Genomic DNA, 18,143 nt, shown 5'->3' with positions numbered 1-18,143 from the left:
GGCGGTCGGATTTGCGATAAGCGCGATGGCTACTCCCTTCCTCGGCTTCCCTTCAGCATCGACCAGCTATAGAGGAACAGTCCCGCCCAGATCAGCGGGAAAGCGATCATGCGCGCCATGCCGAGCGGCTCGTGAAAGGCGAAGACGGCGATCAGGAAGATCATCGTCGGCGCGATATACTGCATGATGCCGATCGTTGAGAGCTTCAGCAGTTTGGCGCCGTTGGCATAGATCATCAGCGGCACGGCGGTGACGACACCGCAGCCGAGCAGCAACGACGTGTCGGCAAGGCCGGTACGGTAAAAATGGCCAAGACCGCTGCCATATTCGAGATAGAGGATGTAGACGAGCGCCGGCCCGCTGAGAATCAGAACCTCGAGGAAGAAGCCCTGGTTGGGCCCTAGCGGCAGCGTCTTGCGGAGCAGGGCATAAAAACCCCAGCTGACCGCCAGCGTCACCGCTACCCATGGAATGCCGCCGCTGTCCAATGCGAGAATGGCGACGGCAAGCGCCGCCAGCGCGATCGCTGCGATCTGCAGCGGCTGCAGCTTCTCCTTGAGCAGCACCGCACCGAGGAAAATGCTGAACAGCGGATTGATGAAATAGCCAAGCGCTGCATCAAGCGAATGGCCGGCGCCGATCGCCCAGACATAGGTGCCCCAGTTGACGGTGATCAACGACGCGGTCAGCGCGCCCATCGCCAGCATGCGCGGCGAGCGCAGTGCCGCGCGGATATCGGCTGTTCGCCCGAGCAGAACCAACACGATCCCGGCCAGCGGCAGCGACCAGACGATGCGGTGGGCGATGACTTCGGCCGGCGGAATATGCGCCACCGCCTTCATGTAGAAGGGCAGGAAGCCCCAGAGCAGATAGGCTGTCAGCGCAAAGGCGAAACCGCGCGGACTGTCTTCGTTCTTGATTAACGGAACGGATGCATCGGTCGACATCGGGTGTTTCCATCTTTGTTCTTCTTCTGATCCGGCCTAGCTTAAGCGCCGTGAATAGGCCAATTCATTTCGTTGAACCGACCCTCGATGGATCTGGGGCGAGACACTGGCGGCGTTTGCCCGCGGTTAGCCGAACCGGCGGGATGGGATTATTCCGCCGCGATCCTGCCGGCCAACTGCCGGTTCTTCATCAGCTTGTAGATAACAGAGTCCATCAGCGCCTGGAACGACGCGTCGATGATGTTCTCCGAGACGCCGACCGTCCACCAGCGCACGCCGTCGCTGTCGGTGGATTCGATCAGCACGCGGGTGATCGCCTCCGTGCCGCCATTCAGGATGCGCACTTTGAAATCGGCGAGCACCAGATCGTCGATTTCGTGCTGATACTTGCCGAAATCCTTGCGCAGTGCGAGGTCAAGCGCATTGACCGGGCCTTCTGCATCGGCAACCGACATCAGCGTCTGGCCGTCGATGGTGATCTTGACCACCGCCTCCGAAACGATCTTCACGCGGCCAAGACTGTCGAAGCGGCGCTCGATCATCACCCGGAAGCCTTCGATGGTGAAGAATTCCGGGATCGTACCGAGCGTGCGGCGCGCCAGCAGCTCGAAGCTCGCATCCGCTCCCTCATAGGCATAGCCGATGGATTCACGTTCCTTGACGATCGAGATCAGGAGATCGAGCTTCGGATCGTCCTTGGCGACGATAATGCCGCGCCGCTTGAGGGCATTGATGAAGTTCGCCTTGCCGCCCTGGTCCGACACCATGACCTTGCGGAAATTGCCGACGCTTTCCGGCGGCACGTGTTCGTAAGTGCGCGGATCTTTCAGCAGAGCGGAAGCATGGATGCCGGCCTTGGTGGCGAAGGCGGAGGCGCCGACATAAGGCATTTGGTGATCCGGCGAGCGGTTGAGCAACTCATCGAAGGCGTGCGAGAGCCGGGTGAGGTTGAGCAGCCGTTCCTCGTCGATCGCCGTTTCGAAACGGCTGTTGTAGGCACTCTTCAGCGCCAGGGTCGGGATCAGCGTCACCAGATTGGCGTTGCCGCAGCGCTCGCCGATACCGTTCAAGGTGCCCTGGATCTGCCGGACGCCGGCTTCCACGGCAGCAAGCGAATTGGCGACCGCCTGGCCGGTGTCATTGTGAGCGTGAATGCCGAGACAGCGGCCGGGAACACCTGACGCGATCACCGCTTCGACGATGGCGCGGACCTCCGGCGGCTGCGCTCCGCCATTGGTGTCGCAGAGCACGATCCAGCGCGCACCGTTTTCATAGGCCGTCTTCGCGCAAGCGATCGCATAGGCCGGATTGGCCTTGAAGCCATCGAAGAAATGTTCGCAGTCGACGATCGCCTCCTTGCCGGCGCCGACCGCCGCCTTGACGCTTTCGGCGATGCATTCGAGGTTTTCCTCGTTGGTGCAGCCGAGCGCCACCGCGACATGATAGTCCCAGCTCTTGGCGACGAAACAGACAGCGTCGCTTTTGGCCTGCAGCAGCCCGGCGATGCCTGGATCGTTGGAGACCGAAACGCCTGCCCGCTTCGTCATGCCGAAGGCGACGAAGGTGGCCTGGCTCGTGCGCTTCTCGCTGAAGAAGGCGGTGTCCGTCGGATTGGCGCCGGGATATCCACCTTCGACGTAATCGAGGCCGAACTCATCCAGCATGTCGGCGATCGCAATCTTGTCCTCGACGGAAAAGTCGATGCCGGGCGTCTGCTGCCCGTCCCGAAGCGTCGTGTCGAACAGATAGATGCGTTCTTTCATGTCGTTTCCTCCCGGCGAGCGGGTGTTGTTGTACTGCGGATGCTGCCCCTCATCCGGCTGCCGCCCCCTTCTCCCCGTTCTGACGGGGGAGAAGATATATGCCGGAGCGTCTCGCTGGGCACGTCCCCTCTCCCCGCGAGCGGGGAGAGGGTTAAGGTGAGGGGCTGCCCCAAATTATCAGTCCGGCTTCCCGGCAAACTTATCCGTCGCCCGGATCAACCGATCGAGAATCCCCGGCTCCGAATAGGCATGGCCCGCACCCTCTATCAGGTAGAACTCCGACTTCGGCCAGGCCTTGTGTAGCAGCCAGGCATATTTGGCAGGGCAGGGCATATCGTAGCGACCATGCACGATCACGCCCGGAATGTCCGTAATGCGGCCGGCATCCCGGATCAGCTGCCCTTCGTCCATCCAGCCGGCATTGACGAAGAAGTGGTTCTCGATGCGCGCGAAGGCATAGGCGAATTCCGACTCCTCGAATTTGCCGCTGGTCGCCGGCTCCGGCAGCAGCGTGATCGTTTCGCCTTCCCAGATGCTCCAGGCTTGCGCGGCCTCAAGGCGCACGTTCCGGTCCTCGTGCGTCAGACGGCGATGATAGGCATGCATCATTTCATGCCGCTCTTCCGGGGGAATGGGAGCGATGAAGCGTTCCCACTTATCCGGGAACATTTCCGAGACGCCGAACTGGTAGTACCAATCGAGCTCGGCCTTCGTCAGGGTGTAGATGCCGCGCAGGATGAGCTCGGACACGCGCGCGGGATGCGTTTCGGCATAGGCGAGCGCCAGCGTCGAGCCCCAGGAGCCGCCAAACACCTGCCATCGGTCGACACCGGCCATTTCGCGCAGCCGCTCGATATCAGCGACGAGGTGCCAGGTCGTGTTGGCATTCAGTTCCGCATGCGGCGTCGACTTGCCGCAGCCGCGCTGGTCGAACAGCATGACGTCGTAGCGAGCCGGATCGAAAAGCCGGCGGTGGGCGGGCGAGATGCCGCCGCCCGGGCCGCCATGCAGGAAGACGGCTGGTTTGGCGCCGGGCGTTCCCGAGCGTTCCCAGTAGATCACATGGCCGTCGCCGACATCGAGATGGCCGGAGGCATAGGCTTCGATTTCGGGATAGAGCGTGCGCAATACCTCGGTCATATTTTCAGGCCTTTCGCGGGCCACGCCCGGGTGTCGTGGTCGGGATGCTGAAAGGAGATGATCGCCTCCTGCCGCGCGTAGAAATCCGGGTCCTTATAAACAGGAGCGTCGAAGATTTCCTCGACCCAGGGCAGGCGGGCCTCGTAATTGACCTGGATCTGCGGCGCGAGATCGCTGCGGTCGTCGAAGGTGCCGATCGCAAGCTCCAGCCCACCTGGATGCCGGTAGGTCATCGGCGTGCCGCAATTGCTGCAGAAGCCGCGATCGATATTGACCGAGGATTGAAAATAGCTCGGCTCGCCGCGCGTCCATTCCATCCCTTCCTCCGGTGCTGTGACCAGCGCGGAGAAGAAGCCGCCGAACTGCTTCTGGCACATGCGGCAATGGCAGATCGACGGCCGCCCCAACTGGCCCGATATGCGGAAGCGCACGGCGCCGCACTGGCATCCGCCTGTTCTGATCTTATCCGTCATGTGTTTCTCCGAGTGGCCAATGGGAAGTGTCCTGATCCGGGTGCTGATGGTTACTTGCCGCGATCGCCTCCTCGCGGTCGGGCGTTTCAGGCTCTGGTTCCACCGGCAGGCCGTCGAGTGTGTGGAACCACGACACCTTGCGCCCGGTGTTCGATTGCATCACGGGCTTGACCTTATCGGGCTCATCAAGCGAGCCGAGCGCGATGTTGATGAAGTCCGCTTCCGGAATATCGTAAAACAGCGGCGTGCCGCAATCGCCGCAAAAGCCGCGCCGGACGAGATCGGAGGAGCGGAACCACTTCGGTTCGCCGCGCGTCAGCTGGAAACGCTCGCGCTTGGCCGCAGCGAGCGGCAGGAAATAATTGCCGGCTGCCTTCTGGCACATGCGGCAATGGCAGATATGGGGGTAACCCAGTTCGCCCAGCGCGCGATAGCGAACCGCGCCGCACTGGCATCCGCCGGTCTGTCTCGCCGTTTCCATCAGGCACGCTCCTCCGGCGGCCAGACCGGCGTATCGTGGTCGGGGTGCTGATGGGAAATCAGTTCATGCAGGAAGGAGCCCGCCGTCAGATCCGCCTCGGTCCGTTCTCCCGGCAGTTCGTGCAGATGATCGACGAAGCCGATCTTGCCTTCCAGACCCCATTGAATGGTCGGCGGCAGCTGCGACGGATCGTCGAACGCGCCCGCCGCAATCGCCATTCCGTCCGGCGCCTCATAGGTCAGCGGCGTGCCGCAATCGCCGCAGAAACCGCGCTCGACGAAATTCGATGAGCGGTACCTTTTGCGCTCCCCCCGCGTCCACTCAAAGTCTGCGCCGCGCACCGAGACCAGCGGTGCATAATAGGCTCCGAACGCCTTCTGGCACATGCGGCAATGACAAATCGACGAATCCTTGAGTTCGCCGCTGACGCGGAAACGGATCGCCCCGCACTGGCAGCCGCCGGTATAGGTCTTGGTCATGGCAGGTCCCTCCGCCAGGATGCCGATAAAAAAGAGAAGACCCCTCCCATATTTGCGATTGCCGGGAGGTTGCTTCGAAGCAGCGTGGCATCGCAGCCCCTCACCCTTGTCGGGAGGGGTTGGGGAGGGGTATTTGCGGCAACTTCGCCGATCACCGCTTGACCTCCCACGTCGTCACCCGCTCGCCGGTCACCACATCCTTACCGTCCTTCAGCTGGATGCCCTTTGCCGTCAGCTCGTCGCGAACCTTGTCTGCCTCGGCGAAGTTTTTCGCCTTCAGCATTTCGAGACGCATAGCGACCAGCGCATCGACCGCTGCTGCGAAGGCTTCATCGATTTCGACCTTCTTCGGCAGCACTCCGAGGAGCGCCGCACTTGCGGCGAAGACGGCATCGTTGCCGGATTGCGCCAGCGCATGCAGCGCTTGCACCGCCGCGACCGTATTGAGGTCGTCGGCAAGGGCATGGAGCACGGCCTCGTCAGGCTCGGCATCGCCGGCTTCCGTCGCAGGCCACTTGGCGAGCAGGCGTTCGGCCTCTTCCAGCCGTTTGATAGAGAAATCGATCGGCTCGCGGTAGTGCGTCATCAGCATGGCAAGACGCAGCACTTCGCCCGGCCATTTGCGGCCGCCGAAGGTTTGCGTGTGCAGCAGCTCGTGGATGGTGATGAAATTGCCCTCGGATTTCGACATCTTGCGGCCCTCGACCTGCACGAAGCCGTTGTGCATCCAGACATTCGCCATCACCTCGGTCCCGTGGGCGCAGCGCGACTGGGCGATCTCGTTTTCATGATGCGGGAAGATCAAGTCCAGCCCGCCGCCGTGAATGTCGAAGACATCGCCGAGGTAGCGCCGGCTCATCGCGGAGCACTCGATATGCCAGCCGGGCCGGCCGCGGCCCCAGGGGCTCTCCCAGCCGGGTTCGTTGTGGCTCGAGAGCTTCCAGAGCACGAAATCGCCCGGGTACTTCTTGTGCGCATCGACGGCGACGCGGGCGCCGGCCTGCTGTTCGTCGAGCGGCCGCTTCGAGAGCTGGCCGTAATCGGCCATGGATCTGGTGTCGAACAGCACTTCGCCTGCCGCCACATAGGCATGCCCGTTGCCGATCAGCTTTTCGATGATCTGGATCATCTCGGCGATATTGTCGGTGGCGCGCGGCTCGACATTCGGCTCGAGGCAGCCGAGTTCGGCGACATCCGCGTGAAACTGTGTCTCGGTCTTTTCGGTGACCGCGCGGATCGCGTCGTTCAGCGGCAGCTCCGGATGATCTCTGAGCGCCCGCGCATTGATCTTGTCGTCGACGTCGGTGATGTTGCGGGCGTAGGTGACGTGATCTCTGCCATAGACATGGCGCAGCAGCCGGAACAGCACGTCGAAGACGATGACCGGCCGGGCATTGCCGATATGGGCGAAATCATAGACCGTCGGGCCGCAGACATACATGCGGACATTGTCGGGGTCGATCGGCGCGAAGACCGATTTTTCCCGCGTCAGCGTGTTGTACAGCCTCAGTTCCGGCGTGCGGCCCATTTCACTCTCCCAAATGCACGATCAGAAAAATATCGCGACCGGCAGGCCGGGCGTTTCGCATCTTGACTATTGGGGAGACGAAAACGGCCAGGCCAGCGCGTGCGCTAGCGAATAATCTTTCCGCAGATAATGCAGATAACCGTTTTCATGCCGCGTTTTATGGCGCGGGAATGACGTTTGGTCAAGAGGGGCGAGGAAGGATCGGCGGCAACTGGACGACCTCTCCGATGCCGTGCGTCCCCTGAGGCTTGTCTGCCATTTTCGTGGCGCAAATCGCGTATAGCCGCTTCAAAAGCTGCTGAAAACACGGGGGAATGAGTGGCAAGCGTTGTTCGATGGACGATCGGTGCGGCTGCAATTCTGGTGGTCGCATCCGCCGCATATTTCGCATACGATTTCGGCATGCTTCGCTTCAACTATCCGTCCTTATCGCAGTATCCAATCCAAGGCATCGATGTCAGCCATCACCAGGGCGACATTGATTGGACGACGGTGGCCGCGCAGCCGAACGTGCGTTTTGCAATCATGAAGGCGACCGAAGGCGGCGATCACAAGGATTCGAGATTTGCCGAGAACTGGCAGCGTGCCGGAGATGCTGGGGTGGTGAGAGGCGCCTACCATTTCTTCATCTTCTGCCGCCCGGGCAGGGAACAGGCGCAGAATGTACTGGCGACGGTGCAGAAGGCGCCGCGCACCCTGCCTATCGCCATCGATCTGGAATTCGTCGGCAATTGCAACAAGGTCCCGACGGTCGATGAGATGGCGACGGAGGTGAATGCCTTCGTCACCGAACTGAAAGCCATCTTTCCGGAAAAGCCGATCTTCTACGTCACGCAGGAATTCTTCGATCAATATCTGAAGGGCAATGAGGCCCGCTTCCCCGAGCACTACCTCTGGCTGCGAAGCGTGTTCGACGAGCCGACGCAGGAGGGGTGCAATCGCTGGTCGATCTGGCAATTTGCCGACAATGGCGCCCTGGACGGCATCCGGGGACCAGTGGACCTCAATGTCCTATGCCCCGCCGAAACAGATTTCGCACATCTGTTCCCGGCCGTTGCCGCGAACTGAAGCGTCCGTTTATTCCGGCAGGCGGTAGTCGACGAGCTTGTTCTCGCGCACGATGAACAGCTTGCCCGTCTCTGTCACGCCCGGACCGAGCAACGGCAGGATCGCCTTGGCGACCTCGGAAGGATGCGGCAGCGTCTGCGCATCTTCGCCCGGCACGGCCTGCGCCCGCATCGCCGTGCGGGTGGCGCCCGGATCGACGCTGGTGATGCGCAGCGGCGTCGATTGGCTCTCGCCGGCCCATGTCCGGGCCAGTGCCTCGACAGCGGCCTTGGAGGCGGAATAGGCGCCCCAGAAGGGCCTGCACTTGTGGGCCGCGCCCGAGGAGAGGATCACGGCGCGGCCGGCATCCGAGCGGGCGAGCAGCGGATCGACCGAGCGGATCAGCCGCCATGTCGCCGTCACGTTGATGGTCATCACCTTCTCGAACACCTTCGCTTCGATATGGCCGATCGGCGAGATGACGCCGAGCACGCCGGCATTGGCGACGAGGATGTCGAGCTTGCCCCAGCGCTCGAAGATCGAGCCGCCGAGCGCGTCGATCGCGTTCATGTCGGCAAGGTCGAAGGGCACGAGGGTCGCACTGCCGCCGACGGCTTTGATCGCATCGTCGAGATCCTCCAGTCCGCCGACCGTGCGCGCGCAGGCAATGACATGGGCGCCAGCTTTGGCAAGCTCCAGGGCTGTGAAGTAGCCGATGCCGCGCGACGCACCGGTGACGAGTGCGATCCTGCCCTCAAGATTGATGTTCATCTGCCCGGTTCCGGATTTGCTTGCGAAGGTGAGGGGCGCAATAGGCCCCTCGGAAGCGAAAGTCAAAGCGGCAGCGGCTCAGCCGTTGCTGGCAAGCATCGAAAGCTTGTTGCCCATGGATTCGCCGTTCTTGTCGAGCAGCCGGGTCGGATAGTCACCGGTGAAGTAGTGGTCGGTGAACTGCGGGCGGGCCGGGTTGCGGTCCTCGCCGCCGACGGCGCGGTAAAGCCCGTTGATCGACAGGAAGGCAAGCGAATCCGCACCGATATATTTGGCCATGGCTTCGACGTCGGCATACTGATTGGCGAGCAGCTTGTCGGCGTCGGGCGTATCGATTCCGTAGAAATCCGGGAAAAAGATCATCGGACTGGCGACGCGGATATGGACTTCGCGCGCACCGGCCTCGCGGATCATCTGTACGATCTTCAGCGACGTCGTACCGCGCACGATGGAATCGTCGACCAGTACCACGCGCTTGCCTTCGATCATCGCCCGGTTGGCGGAATGCTTCAGCTTGACGCCGAAGGCGCGGATCTGCTGCGTCGGCTCGATGAAGGTGCGGCCGACATAGTGGTTGCGGATGATGCCGTATTCGAACGGGATGCCGCTTTCCTGCGCATAGCCGAGAGCCGCGGGCGTGCCGCCATCCGGCACCGGCACGACGACATCGGCATCGACAGGCGATTCCTTGGCGAGGTTCATGCCCATGTTCTTGCGCGTCGTATAGACGTTGCGGCCGCCGACGACCGAATCCGGACGGGCGAAATAGACATATTCGAACAGGCAGAGACGCTCCGGTTGCGGCTTGCTGGGCTTGCGGGCATCGACGCTGATCGAGCCGTCAGCCTGGATTTCGCAGATGATGACCTCGCCGTTTTCCACGTCGCGGATGAACTTGGCGCCGATGATGTCCAGCGCGCAGGTTTCCGAGCAGAAGATCGGCTTGCCGTCGAGTTCGCCCATGACAAGCGGGCGGATGCCGGTGGGGTCGCGTGCGGCAATCAGCTTGGTGCGGGTCATGGCAAGCATCGAATAGCCGCCTTCCATTTGGCGGATGGCGTCGATGAACCGGTCGGATGTCGAAGCATGGCGCGACCGGGCGATGAGATGCAGGACGACCTCGGTATCGGACGTCGATTGACAGATGGCGCCAGTTGCGATGATCTGGCGGCGCAGCGTCAGGCCATTGGTGAAATTGCCGTTATGGGCAATGGCGATGCCGCCTTCCTCCAGTTCGGCAAAAAGCGGCTGCACGTTGCGCATCGCCACTTCGCCTGTCGTCGAATAGCGCGTGTGGCCGATCGCTATGCTGCCGGGCAGGCGGGCCAGCGTCATCGGATTGGTATAGTGATCGCCGACCAGGCCCATATGACGCTCCTGATAGAAGCGCTTGCCGTCGAAGGAGACGATGCCGGCTGCCTCCTGTCCGCGGTGCTGCAGGGCATGCAGCCCGAGAGCCGTGAGAGCTGCGGCATCGGGATGGCCCAGAATTCCGAAAACACCGCATTCTTCATGCAGCGTATCTCCGTCGAGCGGATCGTCGATTGGGAAGGAATGGGACTGGTTCATTTCTGCGGGCCTCTGCTCTCACAAGAATGGATCGGCATTTCCAATATCATATATCGGAAACCTGGCAGCTTTCCGATAACGTCATGCTGAACGACATTTGCTTTCAAAGCTCGTTTTCCGGCTCTGAAACGGCTGAGGCCCGGCGGAGCTGGAATGCCCGGCCGGACCTTAACTTTACGTCCCGCTCAAATGGCAATTGCCGGACGGCGGGTCAAGCTCTTGAACACTGCGTCAATTCGCCGGCTGCTGCGCGCTGCCTGCAGGCGCGTCTTCCGCCGGCGCTTGATCGGCCGCCGGCGGCGTGGCGCCTTCGCTGCCCTGTGCCGGCGACTGCATCTTATCACGGAAGCTCGCCTGTATCATCTGGGCGAATTGCTCCGGCAGCACCGCCTTCAGCTTTACGACCATAGAGTCCAGGAAGGGCTTCGACTTGGCTTCGTTGACCCAGGCCGGTCGATGGTCGACATCGACAAGCCAGTTCCAGAAGGCGACGGCGACCACCATCAGCAGCAGGCCGCGGGCCGCGCCGAACAGGAAGCCGAGCGTGCGGTCGAGGGCGCCGATGCGGCTGTCGATGATGAAATCGGCGATCTTCATGGTAATGAAGGAGATGACGATGAGCGCGATCAGGAAGACGACGGCTGCCGAACCGGCGATCGCGATGCGGTCGTCATCGGTATATTTCTTCGCATAGGGGAGCAGGTAGGGATAGAGGTAATAGGCGGCGGCGGCCGAACCGCCCCAGCTCGCGATCGAAAGGATCTCCCGCGAAAAGCCGCGGACCATCGCCAGCACGGCGGAGAAGAGCACGACGCCGATGACAATACCGTCGAAAATCGTAATGGGCATGTAAATTCAACTCCAGGACTGCCGCTCGGCGGCCGAGTCGCGCCTTATCGTGTGCCTCCTATATCATCACCATTCCCGGCAATGAAAGGATCAAACCTCGTCTTCCACACGCAGCGCTCCCTTCGACCCGGCGATGCGCGCCACCAGATCCGGCAGGCTTTCGACCTCGCTCCATCGTCCGCCGGATCCCTTCGGCAGCTCGGCGGAGGCGGAAGGAAGCAGCGCTGCGGAAAAGCCCAGCTTCTCGGCTTCCTTGAGGCGCTGGGCAGTGTGCGCAACCGGCCGGATGGCGCCCGACAGGCTGACTTCGCCGAAATAGACGCAATCGGCAGGAAGGGCAATACCAGCAAGCGAGGAAACCAGCGCCGAGGCGACGGCGAGATCGGCCGCCGGTTCGGAGATGCGGTAGCCGCCGGCGATATTGAGATAAACGTCGTGCTGGCCGAGCCTGACGCCGCAATGAGCCTCCAGCACCGCCAGGATCATCGACAGCCGGGCCGAATCCCATCCAACCACGGCCCGCCGCGGCGTGCCGAGCGAGGTCGGCGCCACCAGCGCCTGCACCTCGACGAGCACCGGACGGGTGCCCTCCATGCCGGCAAAGACCGCAGCACCGGGGGATTTTTCGTTGCGCTCGCCGAGGAAGAGCTCGGAGGGATTGGCGACTTCGCGTAAGCCTTTGTCAGACATTTCGAAGACACCGATCTCATCGGTGGGTCCGAAGCGGTTCTTCACCGTGCGCAGGATGCGGTAGTGGTGGCCGCGATCGCCTTCGAAATAGAGCACGGCATCGACCATGTGCTCGACGACGCGCGGCCCGGCGATCTGCCCGTCCTTGGTCACATGCCCGACGAGCACCATGGCGGCTCCCGTCTGTTTGGCGAAACGGATCATCGACTGCACGCCGGTGCGCACCTGCGTCACCGTTCCCGGTGCGGAGTCGGCAAGTTCGCTCCACAGCGTCTGGATCGAATCGATGATGACGAGATCCGGCCGTTTGCCCTCGGCAAGCGTCGCCAGAATATCCTCGACATTGGTTTCGGCCGCCAGCATCACATCGGTATCGGCCGCGGCAAGCCGCTGCGCCCGCAGCCGGACCTGCGCCACCGCCTCCTCGCCGGAGACATAGATGATCTTGTGGCCGCGCCGCGCCAGGGCGGCGGCCGCCTGCATCAGCAGCGTCGATTTGCCGATGCCGGGATCGCCGCCGATCAGCACCGCCGAGCCGCGCACGAAACCGCCGCCGAGCGCCCGGTCGAGCTCCGACATGGCGGTATGGATGCGCGGCGCCTCCTCGATCTCGCCCGACAGCGCCGTCAGCGTCACCGGCCGGCCCTTCTTCGGCGTCTTGCCGGGACCGGAGCCGATGCCGCCCATCGGGTCCTCCTCGACGATGGTGTTCCACTCGCCGCAATTGTCGCATTTGCCGGCCCAGCGGTTGTGAACCGCGCCGCAATTCTGGCAGATGAATTGTGTCTTGGCCTTCGCCATCAATCTTTCTTTCAGTCGCGTTCCACAAATGAAGCCATCGAATGCTTCATCGAATCATTGTCGTGCTCGAGATAATGGCTATCGCGATGGATCAAAACTAATGATTTCCCCATCAGCCTTCGCCGTGCCTATGCTTTTCGCCTGTGATCATCAGGAACGGTGGAAGATGTTCGACTATTCGTTCGCGCATTGGCTTGCATTTCTGTCGGCGGCGGTTTTGCTGAACCTCTCGCCAGGCCCAGACATCGCCTTCATCCTTGGCCATACGATGAGAGGCGGGAAAAGCGCCGGTTTTTCCGCATTGTTCGGCGTCTGGTCAGGCGCCTGCCTGCATGTTCTGATGGCGGCATTGGGCCTTTCCGCGGTGCTTGCCGCCTCTGCCTTGGCATTCTCTGCGGTCAAATGGCTCGGTGCCGTTTATCTCGTCTGGCTGGGCATTCAAGCTCTGCGCGCCAGCGGCGACGGTGGCCTGATCAATGCCACTGGTGAGGAAATCCCGGCCGCAAGGATCTATCGGCAAGGAATCCTGGTGTCGCTGCTCAATCCGAAAGTGGCGATATTCTTCCTGGCATTCCTGCCGCAATTCGTTGCCGAGGGGGCAGGGCCGGCATGGGCCCAACTGATGCTGCATGGCGGACTCATCATCGCCGTCGCCGCCTTCATTGAACCGCCGCTCGTGCTCCTCGGAGGACGCCTTGCCGATGCGCTCAGGCGTAATGCTAAAATCCGACGATGGCTCGATCGCAGCCTCGGCGCGTTTTTCGTGGCGCTCGGTGTGCGTCTTGCCCTCAGCAGTCGATGACAGCGAGGCCTATTCCTCGGCGACGTAGCGCCGTTCGTGGCGCAGCCCCATGCTGGTGAGGATCTCGTAGCCAATCGTGCCCGCCGCCCGCGCCACGTCGTCGAGGGGCATGTTCGTTCCGAACAGCTCGACATAATCGCCGGCGCGCACGGCGTTCTCCGGCAGGTCGGTGATATCGAAGATCGTCAGGTCCATGGTGATCCGGCCCGCGACCGGCACCTTGTGTCCGGCAATGAAGCCTTGCCCGCCCTGCGGCACCACCTGGCGCAGCGGTACGCCGCCGCTCGACTGGCTGCGCATATAACCATCGGCATAACCTGCGGACACGATCGCCAGCCGGCTTTCACGGCGAAGCTGCAGCGCTCGCCCGTAGCTGACGGTCTCGCCGGCCTCGACGGTGCGAACCTGGATGACGCGCGCTTCCGCGGTGGCAACCGGCCGCATCGGGTTGGCCATGCCGCAGACCGCCTCGCCGCCATAGAGCGAAATGCCGGGACGAGTCAGGTCGAAGTGATAGTCTGCGCCGAGAAAGATGCCGGCCGAGGCGGCAAGGCTTGAATCGATGCCTTCATACGCGGCCGCAACCCTACGGAATGATTCGAGTTGCTGCCGGTTCATGGCATGGCTGGGATCGTCGCCGCAGGCGAGGTGGCTCATGACCAGCACCGGCGCAAAGCTGGCCGGCCGCGAGACGTCGTCGGCAAGGGCAATGGCGTCGTCGATGCGCAGCCCCAGCCGATTGAAGCCGGTATCGACATGCAGCGCGCAGGGATAATCGCCATAATCGGCAAGCACTGCCATCCAGAAGGCGAGTTGTTCGTCGGACGAAATCACCGGCACAAGATCGTTCTCGAAGAAGCGCCGTTCGGCTCCCGGCCATATGCCCGAGAGCACGAAGATGCGCGCCTCCGGCGCATAGAGGCGAAGCGTCACGCCCTCGTCGACGGTCGCGACGAAAAAATCCCGGGCGCCCGCCAGGTAGAGCGCTTCGCCGGCATCCTCGATGCCCATGCCGTAGGCATCCGCCTTAACGACCGCGGCGGCGCGCGCTGCGCCCGAGCGGCGCGCCATGTCGCGCCAGTTCTCCGTCAGCGCGGTCAGGTCGACCGTCAGCCGCAGTCCTGCGGAAGCGAAAAGATCGTCGTCTTCGAAGGGGATGGGAAAATCTGTCATGAATCGCCGTGAAGAAATGGAAGGTAACCACCCGAACCAGTCTAAAGACGATTGTGGTCAAGGGAAAGCGCAGGCAGTCCACATACCACCCTTTGCCTCTTGTCCGATCACTTTTGTTCAAGACGCCTACCAGCTTCCGCGCTAATCTTAGCGGATGCACAACGTATCCCAGAAAGAGGCCGCGGAGGCCATGCCGCTTGCCAATGTGGAATCGGCCCGCTTCTGGCGGGATACCCGTTTCCGCGGCATGGAGTGCCTGAGCGCCACCTTTCTCACGCATGAGTATGCGCCGCATGCGCACGATACCTTCAGCATCGGCGCGATCGAAAGTGGCACTCAGATTGCCACCCTCAGCGGCAGGCGGGAGGAAACCGGGCCGGGCGATCTTTATCTGATCGATCCCGGTGTCATCCATGACGGCGCCCCGGGCGGTGAAGGCTACCGTTACCGTATGGTCTATCCCGACATGAAGCTGTTCGTCGATATTCTGGAGGATGTCACTGGCAAGGCCTTCCACGCGACGCCGTCCTTCGCCGGCGCGCTTCCACGCGATCCTGAGCTCGCCAATGCTTTTCATGCCGCCCATCGCACGCTCGAAAGGGGCGCGGGGGCGCTGGAGGCCGATGAAGGCATGTTCTCGGTGCTGGCAGCGATCTTTGCGCGTCACGGCAGCACGATTGTCGTGCCTGTCGATACGCAGGAGCGAAGCGCCGTCGCCCGCGCCCGCGAATACCTGGTCGAGAATTTCGAAAGCGATGTCGGCCTTGAGGAGCTGGCGGGCGTGGCGGGATTGAGCCGCGCTCATCTCATCCGCGCCTTCCGCAAGGAATATCATATCACGCCGCACGCATTTCTGACGGATCGGCGCGTGCAGGTGGCCCGCCGGCTGCTGCGGCAGGGGCACATGCCGGCCGATATCGCGCTTGAATGCGGTTTTGCCGATCAGGCGCATTTCACCCGGCATTTCAAGGCGCGCACGGGGGTAACCCCCGGCCAATTCCGCCTGGGCTGATCACTTTCGTTCAATACAGCCATGGTGGGCTGGGCTAACCCTCCGCGATCTTGATCAGGAGATTGCCATGTTGCAGCACAGCCGGCCATCCAGCGAATTTCTCGCCGGAATGCGTGCCATTTTTCCGCTTGTTATCGCCGTCTTGCCGATCGGTCTCGTCTTCGGCGCGGTCGCCGCCACCAAGGGCCTTTCGCCGCTGGAAACGACACTGATGAGCGCGCTTGTTTTCGCAGGCGGTTCGCAATTCGTGGCGATGGACATCTGGACGCATCCGGCAAGCTGGGTCAGCGTCGGCTTCGCCGCCCTGCTCGTCAATATCCGCCATGTGCTGATGAGCGCGTCGATCGGCACGAAGATGCAGTGCTTCACCGGTGTCAAACGTTATATCGCCATGCTCTTCCTCGCCGACGAGCTCTGGGCCATGGCGGAATTCCGGGCCGGCAGCACGAAGCTGACACCCGCCTGGTATGCCGGAATCGTCATGCCCTTTTACCTCACCTGGGTCGGCTCTTCGCTGACAGGCGCACTGCTCGGCGCCTTTCTCGGCAATCCTGCCGTCATCGGCCTCGACTTCGCCTTTCCGGCCGTTTTCGTCGTGCTCGTCATGGGCTTCTGGAAGGGGCCTGAAACCGGCGCAGTCCTTGCTGCAAGCGGTGCCGCTTCCGTTGCTGTCCACCATTTCGTGCCGAGCGTCTGGTATATCGCCGCTGGTGCGCTGGCCGGTCTGGCGGTGGCCCTCTGGCAGGGCAGGGCGCGGGAGCAGGCGGCATGACGCTCGACCTCAACACCTTTATCGCCATCCTCACGATGGCTGCCGCAACCGTCTTCACCCGCGTCAGCGGCCTCATCCTGATCCGGCATGTCGAGACCGACGAGCGCCGGACAACGGCGATCGAGGCCATTCCGCCGGCCGTGCTGATGGCCGTCATCGCCCCGACCGCCTTTGCGACCGGCTGGGCGGAGACGCTGGCCTGCGCGGCAACGGCAATCGCCGCACGCCGCCTGCCGATGCTTGCGACCGTCGTGGTCGGCGTCGCGACGGTTGCATTATTGCGGGCCGCAGGGCTCTGAAGAAAATCGACGCGGGAAACCGCGTCAATGTTCCTCGTATTGTATGAAGGAAGGATCTGCGAGATCGGCGAAGCGCGTGAATTCCGCCTGGAACGCGAGCTTCACGGTGCCCGTCGGTCCGTGACGCTGCTTGGCGATGATGACGTCGGCCGTGCCCTTCACCTTGTCGAACAGCGCTTCCCATTCCGGGTATTTGGGATCATGAGGATCGCGCGGCTCCTGGTTCTTGACGTAATATTCCTCGCGGAACACGAAGAGCACGACGTCGGCGTCCTGCTCGATCGAGCCGGATTCACGAAGATCGGAGAGCTGCGGGCGCTTGTCGTCGCGGCTTTCGACCTGACGCGACAGCTGCGACAGCGCGATGATCGGAACGTTGAGCTCCTTGCCGAGCGCCTTGAGACCGGTGGTGATCTGGGTGATTTCCTGGACGCGGTTGTCACTTGACTTGCCGGAGCCGGTCATCAGCTGCACGTAGTCGACCACGAGCACGTCGAGGCCGCGCTGGCGCTTGAGGCGGCGCGCCCGCGCTGAAAGCTGGGCGATGGAGATGCCGCCGGTCTGGTCGATATAGAGCGGCACTTTCTGCATCATCATCGAGCAGGCGACGAGCTTTTCGAAATCGGCATCGTTGATGTCGCCGCGACGGATCTTCGAGGAGGAGACTTCCGTCTGCTCGGAGATGATACGGGTGGCGAGCTGTTCGGACGACATTTCGAGCGAGTAGAAGCCGACGACGCCGCCGTTCTTGGCTTTCATGCTGCCGTCCGGCTGCACCTCGCCCTCATAGGCGGCAGCGATGTTATAGGCAATGTTGGTCGCAAGCGAAGTCTTGCCCATGCCGGGGCGTCCGGCGAGGATGATCAAGTCCGAACGCTGCAGGCCGCCCATCTTGGCATCGAGCGAATGGATGCCGGTGGAAATTCCGGAAAGGCCGCCGTCGCGTTCCTTGGCGACGGCCGCCATGTCGATCGCGAGCGCCACCGCATCATTGAAGGACTGGAAGCCGCCGTCGTAGCGGCCGTTTTCCGCGAGTTCGAACAGGCGACGCTCGGTATCTTCGATCTGCGACTGCGGCGGCATGTCGAGCGGCGCGTCATAGGCGATATTGACGACATCCTCGCCGATGGTGATCAGCGCCCGGCGCAGCGCGAGATCATAGATCGCCCGGCCGTAATCCTCGGCGTTGATCACGGTCACGGCATTGCTGACGAGGCTCGCCAGATATTGCGAAACCGTCATGTCGCCGACTTTCTCGTCGGCCTTCAGGAAGGTCTTGATCGTTACCGGATTGGCGATCTTGCCCATGCGGATGATGTCGCCGGCGACCTCGAAGATCTTCCGGTGCAGCGGTTCGTAGAGGTGGATCGGCTTCAGAAAATCCGACACCCGGTAATAGGCGTCGTTGTTCATCAGGATGGCGCCGAGAAGCGCCTGCTCGGCTTCGATATTGTTGGGTGCTTCGCGGTAATGCTGCTCCGACGGAGCAACGGCTGCAATCTTTCGAGCGGCGTCGTTCATCATCATCCGTTCTGTCTTTTTCCAAC

Annotated in this window: 18 protein-coding genes; 5 read left to right on the top strand and 13 right to left on the bottom strand. The window is 62.3% G+C overall.

The features are described 5' to 3' along the window. Positions 1-29: 29 nt before the first annotated feature. The 7 genes from rarD to cysS all read right to left on the bottom strand — a co-directional run bounded on the left by rarD (position 30) and on the right by cysS (position 6,811). Entirely contained in the window at positions 30-947 is a 918-nt protein-coding gene (gene rarD / locus HJC04_RS24265) for an EamA family transporter RarD (RefSeq protein WP_221123417.1), read from the bottom strand. Between the two features lie 149 nt (positions 948-1,096). After that, positions 1,097-2,710 (bottom strand): citramalate synthase, encoded by a 1,614-nt coding sequence (gene cimA / locus HJC04_RS24260; RefSeq protein WP_210628456.1) that lies wholly within the window; start codon positions 2,708-2,710, stop codon positions 1,097-1,099. A gap of 177 nt (positions 2,711-2,887) precedes the next feature. Beyond that, positions 2,888-3,850: a prolyl aminopeptidase gene (gene pip / locus HJC04_RS24255; RefSeq protein WP_221123416.1), complete on the bottom strand. Its 963-nt coding sequence runs from the start codon at positions 3,848-3,850 to the stop codon at positions 2,888-2,890. Then, complete coding sequence (locus HJC04_RS24250) at positions 3,847-4,323, bottom strand: GFA family protein (RefSeq protein WP_221123415.1); 477 nt, start codon at positions 4,321-4,323, stop codon at positions 3,847-3,849. The genes pip and HJC04_RS24250 overlap by 4 nt, the downstream gene beginning before the upstream one ends. Then, a complete protein-coding gene (locus HJC04_RS24245; protein ID WP_210628453.1) occupies positions 4,313-4,804 on the bottom strand; it encodes a GFA family protein in 492 nt (163 codons plus the stop codon). Before HJC04_RS24245 ends, HJC04_RS24250 begins: the two co-directional genes overlap by 11 nt. Further along, positions 4,804-5,283, bottom strand: coding sequence for a GFA family protein (locus HJC04_RS24240; protein WP_221123414.1), 480 nt, complete (start codon positions 5,281-5,283; stop codon positions 4,804-4,806). Before HJC04_RS24240 ends, HJC04_RS24245 begins: the two co-directional genes overlap by 1 nt. A 151-nt stretch (positions 5,284-5,434) precedes the next feature. Next, positions 5,435-6,811: a cysteine--tRNA ligase gene (gene cysS / locus HJC04_RS24235; RefSeq protein WP_221123413.1), complete on the bottom strand. Its 1,377-nt coding sequence runs from the start codon at positions 6,809-6,811 to the stop codon at positions 5,435-5,437. A gap of 318 nt (positions 6,812-7,129) precedes the next feature. Here cysS and HJC04_RS24230 point away from each other — a divergent pair, with 318 nt between their 5' ends. Continuing rightward, positions 7,130-7,879, top strand: coding sequence for a GH25 family lysozyme (locus tag HJC04_RS24230; RefSeq protein ID WP_221123412.1), 750 nt, complete (start codon positions 7,130-7,132; stop codon positions 7,877-7,879). A gap of 9 nt (positions 7,880-7,888) precedes the next feature. Here the strand turns inward: HJC04_RS24230 and HJC04_RS24225 are convergent, their stop codons facing one another. The 4 genes from HJC04_RS24225 to radA all read right to left on the bottom strand — a co-directional run bounded on the left by HJC04_RS24225 (position 7,889) and on the right by radA (position 12,538). Next, complete coding sequence (locus tag HJC04_RS24225) at positions 7,889-8,629, bottom strand: SDR family NAD(P)-dependent oxidoreductase (RefSeq protein ID WP_210628449.1); 741 nt, start codon at positions 8,627-8,629, stop codon at positions 7,889-7,891. A 78-nt stretch (positions 8,630-8,707) separates the two neighbouring features. Then, complete coding sequence (gene purF / locus HJC04_RS24220) at positions 8,708-10,198, bottom strand: amidophosphoribosyltransferase (RefSeq protein WP_221123411.1); 1,491 nt, start codon at positions 10,196-10,198, stop codon at positions 8,708-8,710. Positions 10,199-10,429: 231 nt separating this feature from the next. Then, a complete protein-coding gene (locus HJC04_RS24215) occupies positions 10,430-11,047 on the bottom strand; it encodes a CvpA family protein (protein ID WP_184453256.1) in 618 nt (205 codons plus the stop codon). 90 nt (positions 11,048-11,137) lie between these two features. After that, positions 11,138-12,538 (bottom strand): DNA repair protein RadA, encoded by a 1,401-nt coding sequence (radA, locus tag HJC04_RS24210; RefSeq protein WP_210628447.1) that lies wholly within the window; start codon positions 12,536-12,538, stop codon positions 11,138-11,140. A gap of 166 nt (positions 12,539-12,704) precedes the next feature. Between radA and HJC04_RS24205 the strand changes: the two genes are divergently transcribed. After that, complete coding sequence (locus tag HJC04_RS24205) at positions 12,705-13,340, top strand: LysE family translocator (protein ID WP_221123425.1); 636 nt, start codon at positions 12,705-12,707, stop codon at positions 13,338-13,340. A 9-nt stretch (positions 13,341-13,349) separates the two neighbouring features. On the opposite strand, the gene alr is transcribed toward HJC04_RS24205, so the two are convergent. After that, on the bottom strand, positions 13,350-14,513 hold the full coding sequence (gene alr, locus HJC04_RS24200; RefSeq protein WP_221123410.1) for an alanine racemase: 1,164 nt from the start codon (positions 14,511-14,513) through the stop codon (positions 13,350-13,352). Between the two features lie 190 nt (positions 14,514-14,703). On the opposite strand from alr, the gene HJC04_RS24195 reads away from it, so the two are divergent. The 3 genes from HJC04_RS24195 to HJC04_RS24185 all read left to right on the top strand — a co-directional run bounded on the left by HJC04_RS24195 (position 14,704) and on the right by HJC04_RS24185 (position 16,596). Continuing rightward, positions 14,704-15,525 (top strand): AraC family transcriptional regulator, encoded by an 822-nt coding sequence (locus tag HJC04_RS24195; RefSeq protein ID WP_210628444.1) that lies wholly within the window; start codon positions 14,704-14,706, stop codon positions 15,523-15,525. 67 nt (positions 15,526-15,592) lie between these two features. After that, positions 15,593-16,297 (top strand): AzlC family ABC transporter permease, encoded by a 705-nt coding sequence (locus HJC04_RS24190; protein ID WP_221123409.1) that lies wholly within the window; start codon positions 15,593-15,595, stop codon positions 16,295-16,297. Beyond that, positions 16,294-16,596 (top strand): AzlD family protein, encoded by a 303-nt coding sequence (locus HJC04_RS24185; protein WP_210628442.1) that lies wholly within the window; start codon positions 16,294-16,296, stop codon positions 16,594-16,596. Before HJC04_RS24190 ends, HJC04_RS24185 begins: the two co-directional genes overlap by 4 nt. Before the next feature lie 24 nt (positions 16,597-16,620). Here the strand turns inward: HJC04_RS24185 and HJC04_RS24180 are convergent, their stop codons facing one another. Beyond that, positions 16,621-18,117, bottom strand: coding sequence for a replicative DNA helicase (locus tag HJC04_RS24180; protein WP_011424771.1), 1,497 nt, complete (start codon positions 18,115-18,117; stop codon positions 16,621-16,623). Positions 18,118-18,143 lie beyond the last annotated feature (26 nt).

The organism is Rhizobium sp. NLR8a (genome assembly GCF_019685235.1).
Classification (GTDB): Bacteria; Pseudomonadota; Alphaproteobacteria; order Rhizobiales; family Rhizobiaceae; genus Rhizobium.
This window is presented reverse-complemented; position numbering and strand designations above follow the sequence as displayed.

Coding starts and splice junctions, on each gene's coding strand:
- rarD (WP_221123417.1), bottom strand. CDS start 947: ATGTCGACCGATGCATCCGTTCCGTTAATCAAGAACGAAGACAGTCCG.
- cimA (WP_210628456.1), bottom strand. CDS start 2,710: ATGAAAGAACGCATCTATCTGTTCGACACGACGCTTCGGGACGGGCAG.
- pip (WP_221123416.1), bottom strand. CDS start 3,850: ATGACCGAGGTATTGCGCACGCTCTATCCCGAAATCGAAGCCTATGCC.
- HJC04_RS24250 (WP_221123415.1), bottom strand. CDS start 4,323: ATGACGGATAAGATCAGAACAGGCGGATGCCAGTGCGGCGCCGTGCGC.
- HJC04_RS24245 (WP_210628453.1), bottom strand. CDS start 4,804: ATGGAAACGGCGAGACAGACCGGCGGATGCCAGTGCGGCGCGGTTCGC.
- HJC04_RS24240 (WP_221123414.1), bottom strand. CDS start 5,283: ATGACCAAGACCTATACCGGCGGCTGCCAGTGCGGGGCGATCCGTTTC.
- cysS (WP_221123413.1), bottom strand. CDS start 6,811: ATGGGCCGCACGCCGGAACTGAGGCTGTACAACACGCTGACGCGGGAA.
- HJC04_RS24225 (WP_210628449.1), bottom strand. CDS start 8,629: ATGAACATCAATCTTGAGGGCAGGATCGCACTCGTCACCGGTGCGTCG.
- purF (WP_221123411.1), bottom strand. CDS start 10,198: ATGAACCAGTCCCATTCCTTCCCAATCGACGATCCGCTCGACGGAGAT.
- HJC04_RS24215 (WP_184453256.1), bottom strand. CDS start 11,047: ATGCCCATTACGATTTTCGACGGTATTGTCATCGGCGTCGTGCTCTTC.
- radA (WP_210628447.1), bottom strand. CDS start 12,538: ATGGCGAAGGCCAAGACACAATTCATCTGCCAGAATTGCGGCGCGGTT.
- HJC04_RS24205 (WP_221123425.1), top strand. CDS start 12,705: ATGTTCGACTATTCGTTCGCGCATTGGCTTGCATTTCTGTCGGCGGCG.
- alr (WP_221123410.1), bottom strand. CDS start 14,513: ATGACAGATTTTCCCATCCCCTTCGAAGACGACGATCTTTTCGCTTCC.
- HJC04_RS24195 (WP_210628444.1), top strand. CDS start 14,704: ATGCCGCTTGCCAATGTGGAATCGGCCCGCTTCTGGCGGGATACCCGT.
- HJC04_RS24190 (WP_221123409.1), top strand. CDS start 15,593: ATGTTGCAGCACAGCCGGCCATCCAGCGAATTTCTCGCCGGAATGCGT.
- HJC04_RS24185 (WP_210628442.1), top strand. CDS start 16,294: ATGACGCTCGACCTCAACACCTTTATCGCCATCCTCACGATGGCTGCC.
- HJC04_RS24180 (WP_011424771.1), bottom strand. CDS start 18,117: ATGAACGACGCCGCTCGAAAGATTGCAGCCGTTGCTCCGTCGGAGCAG.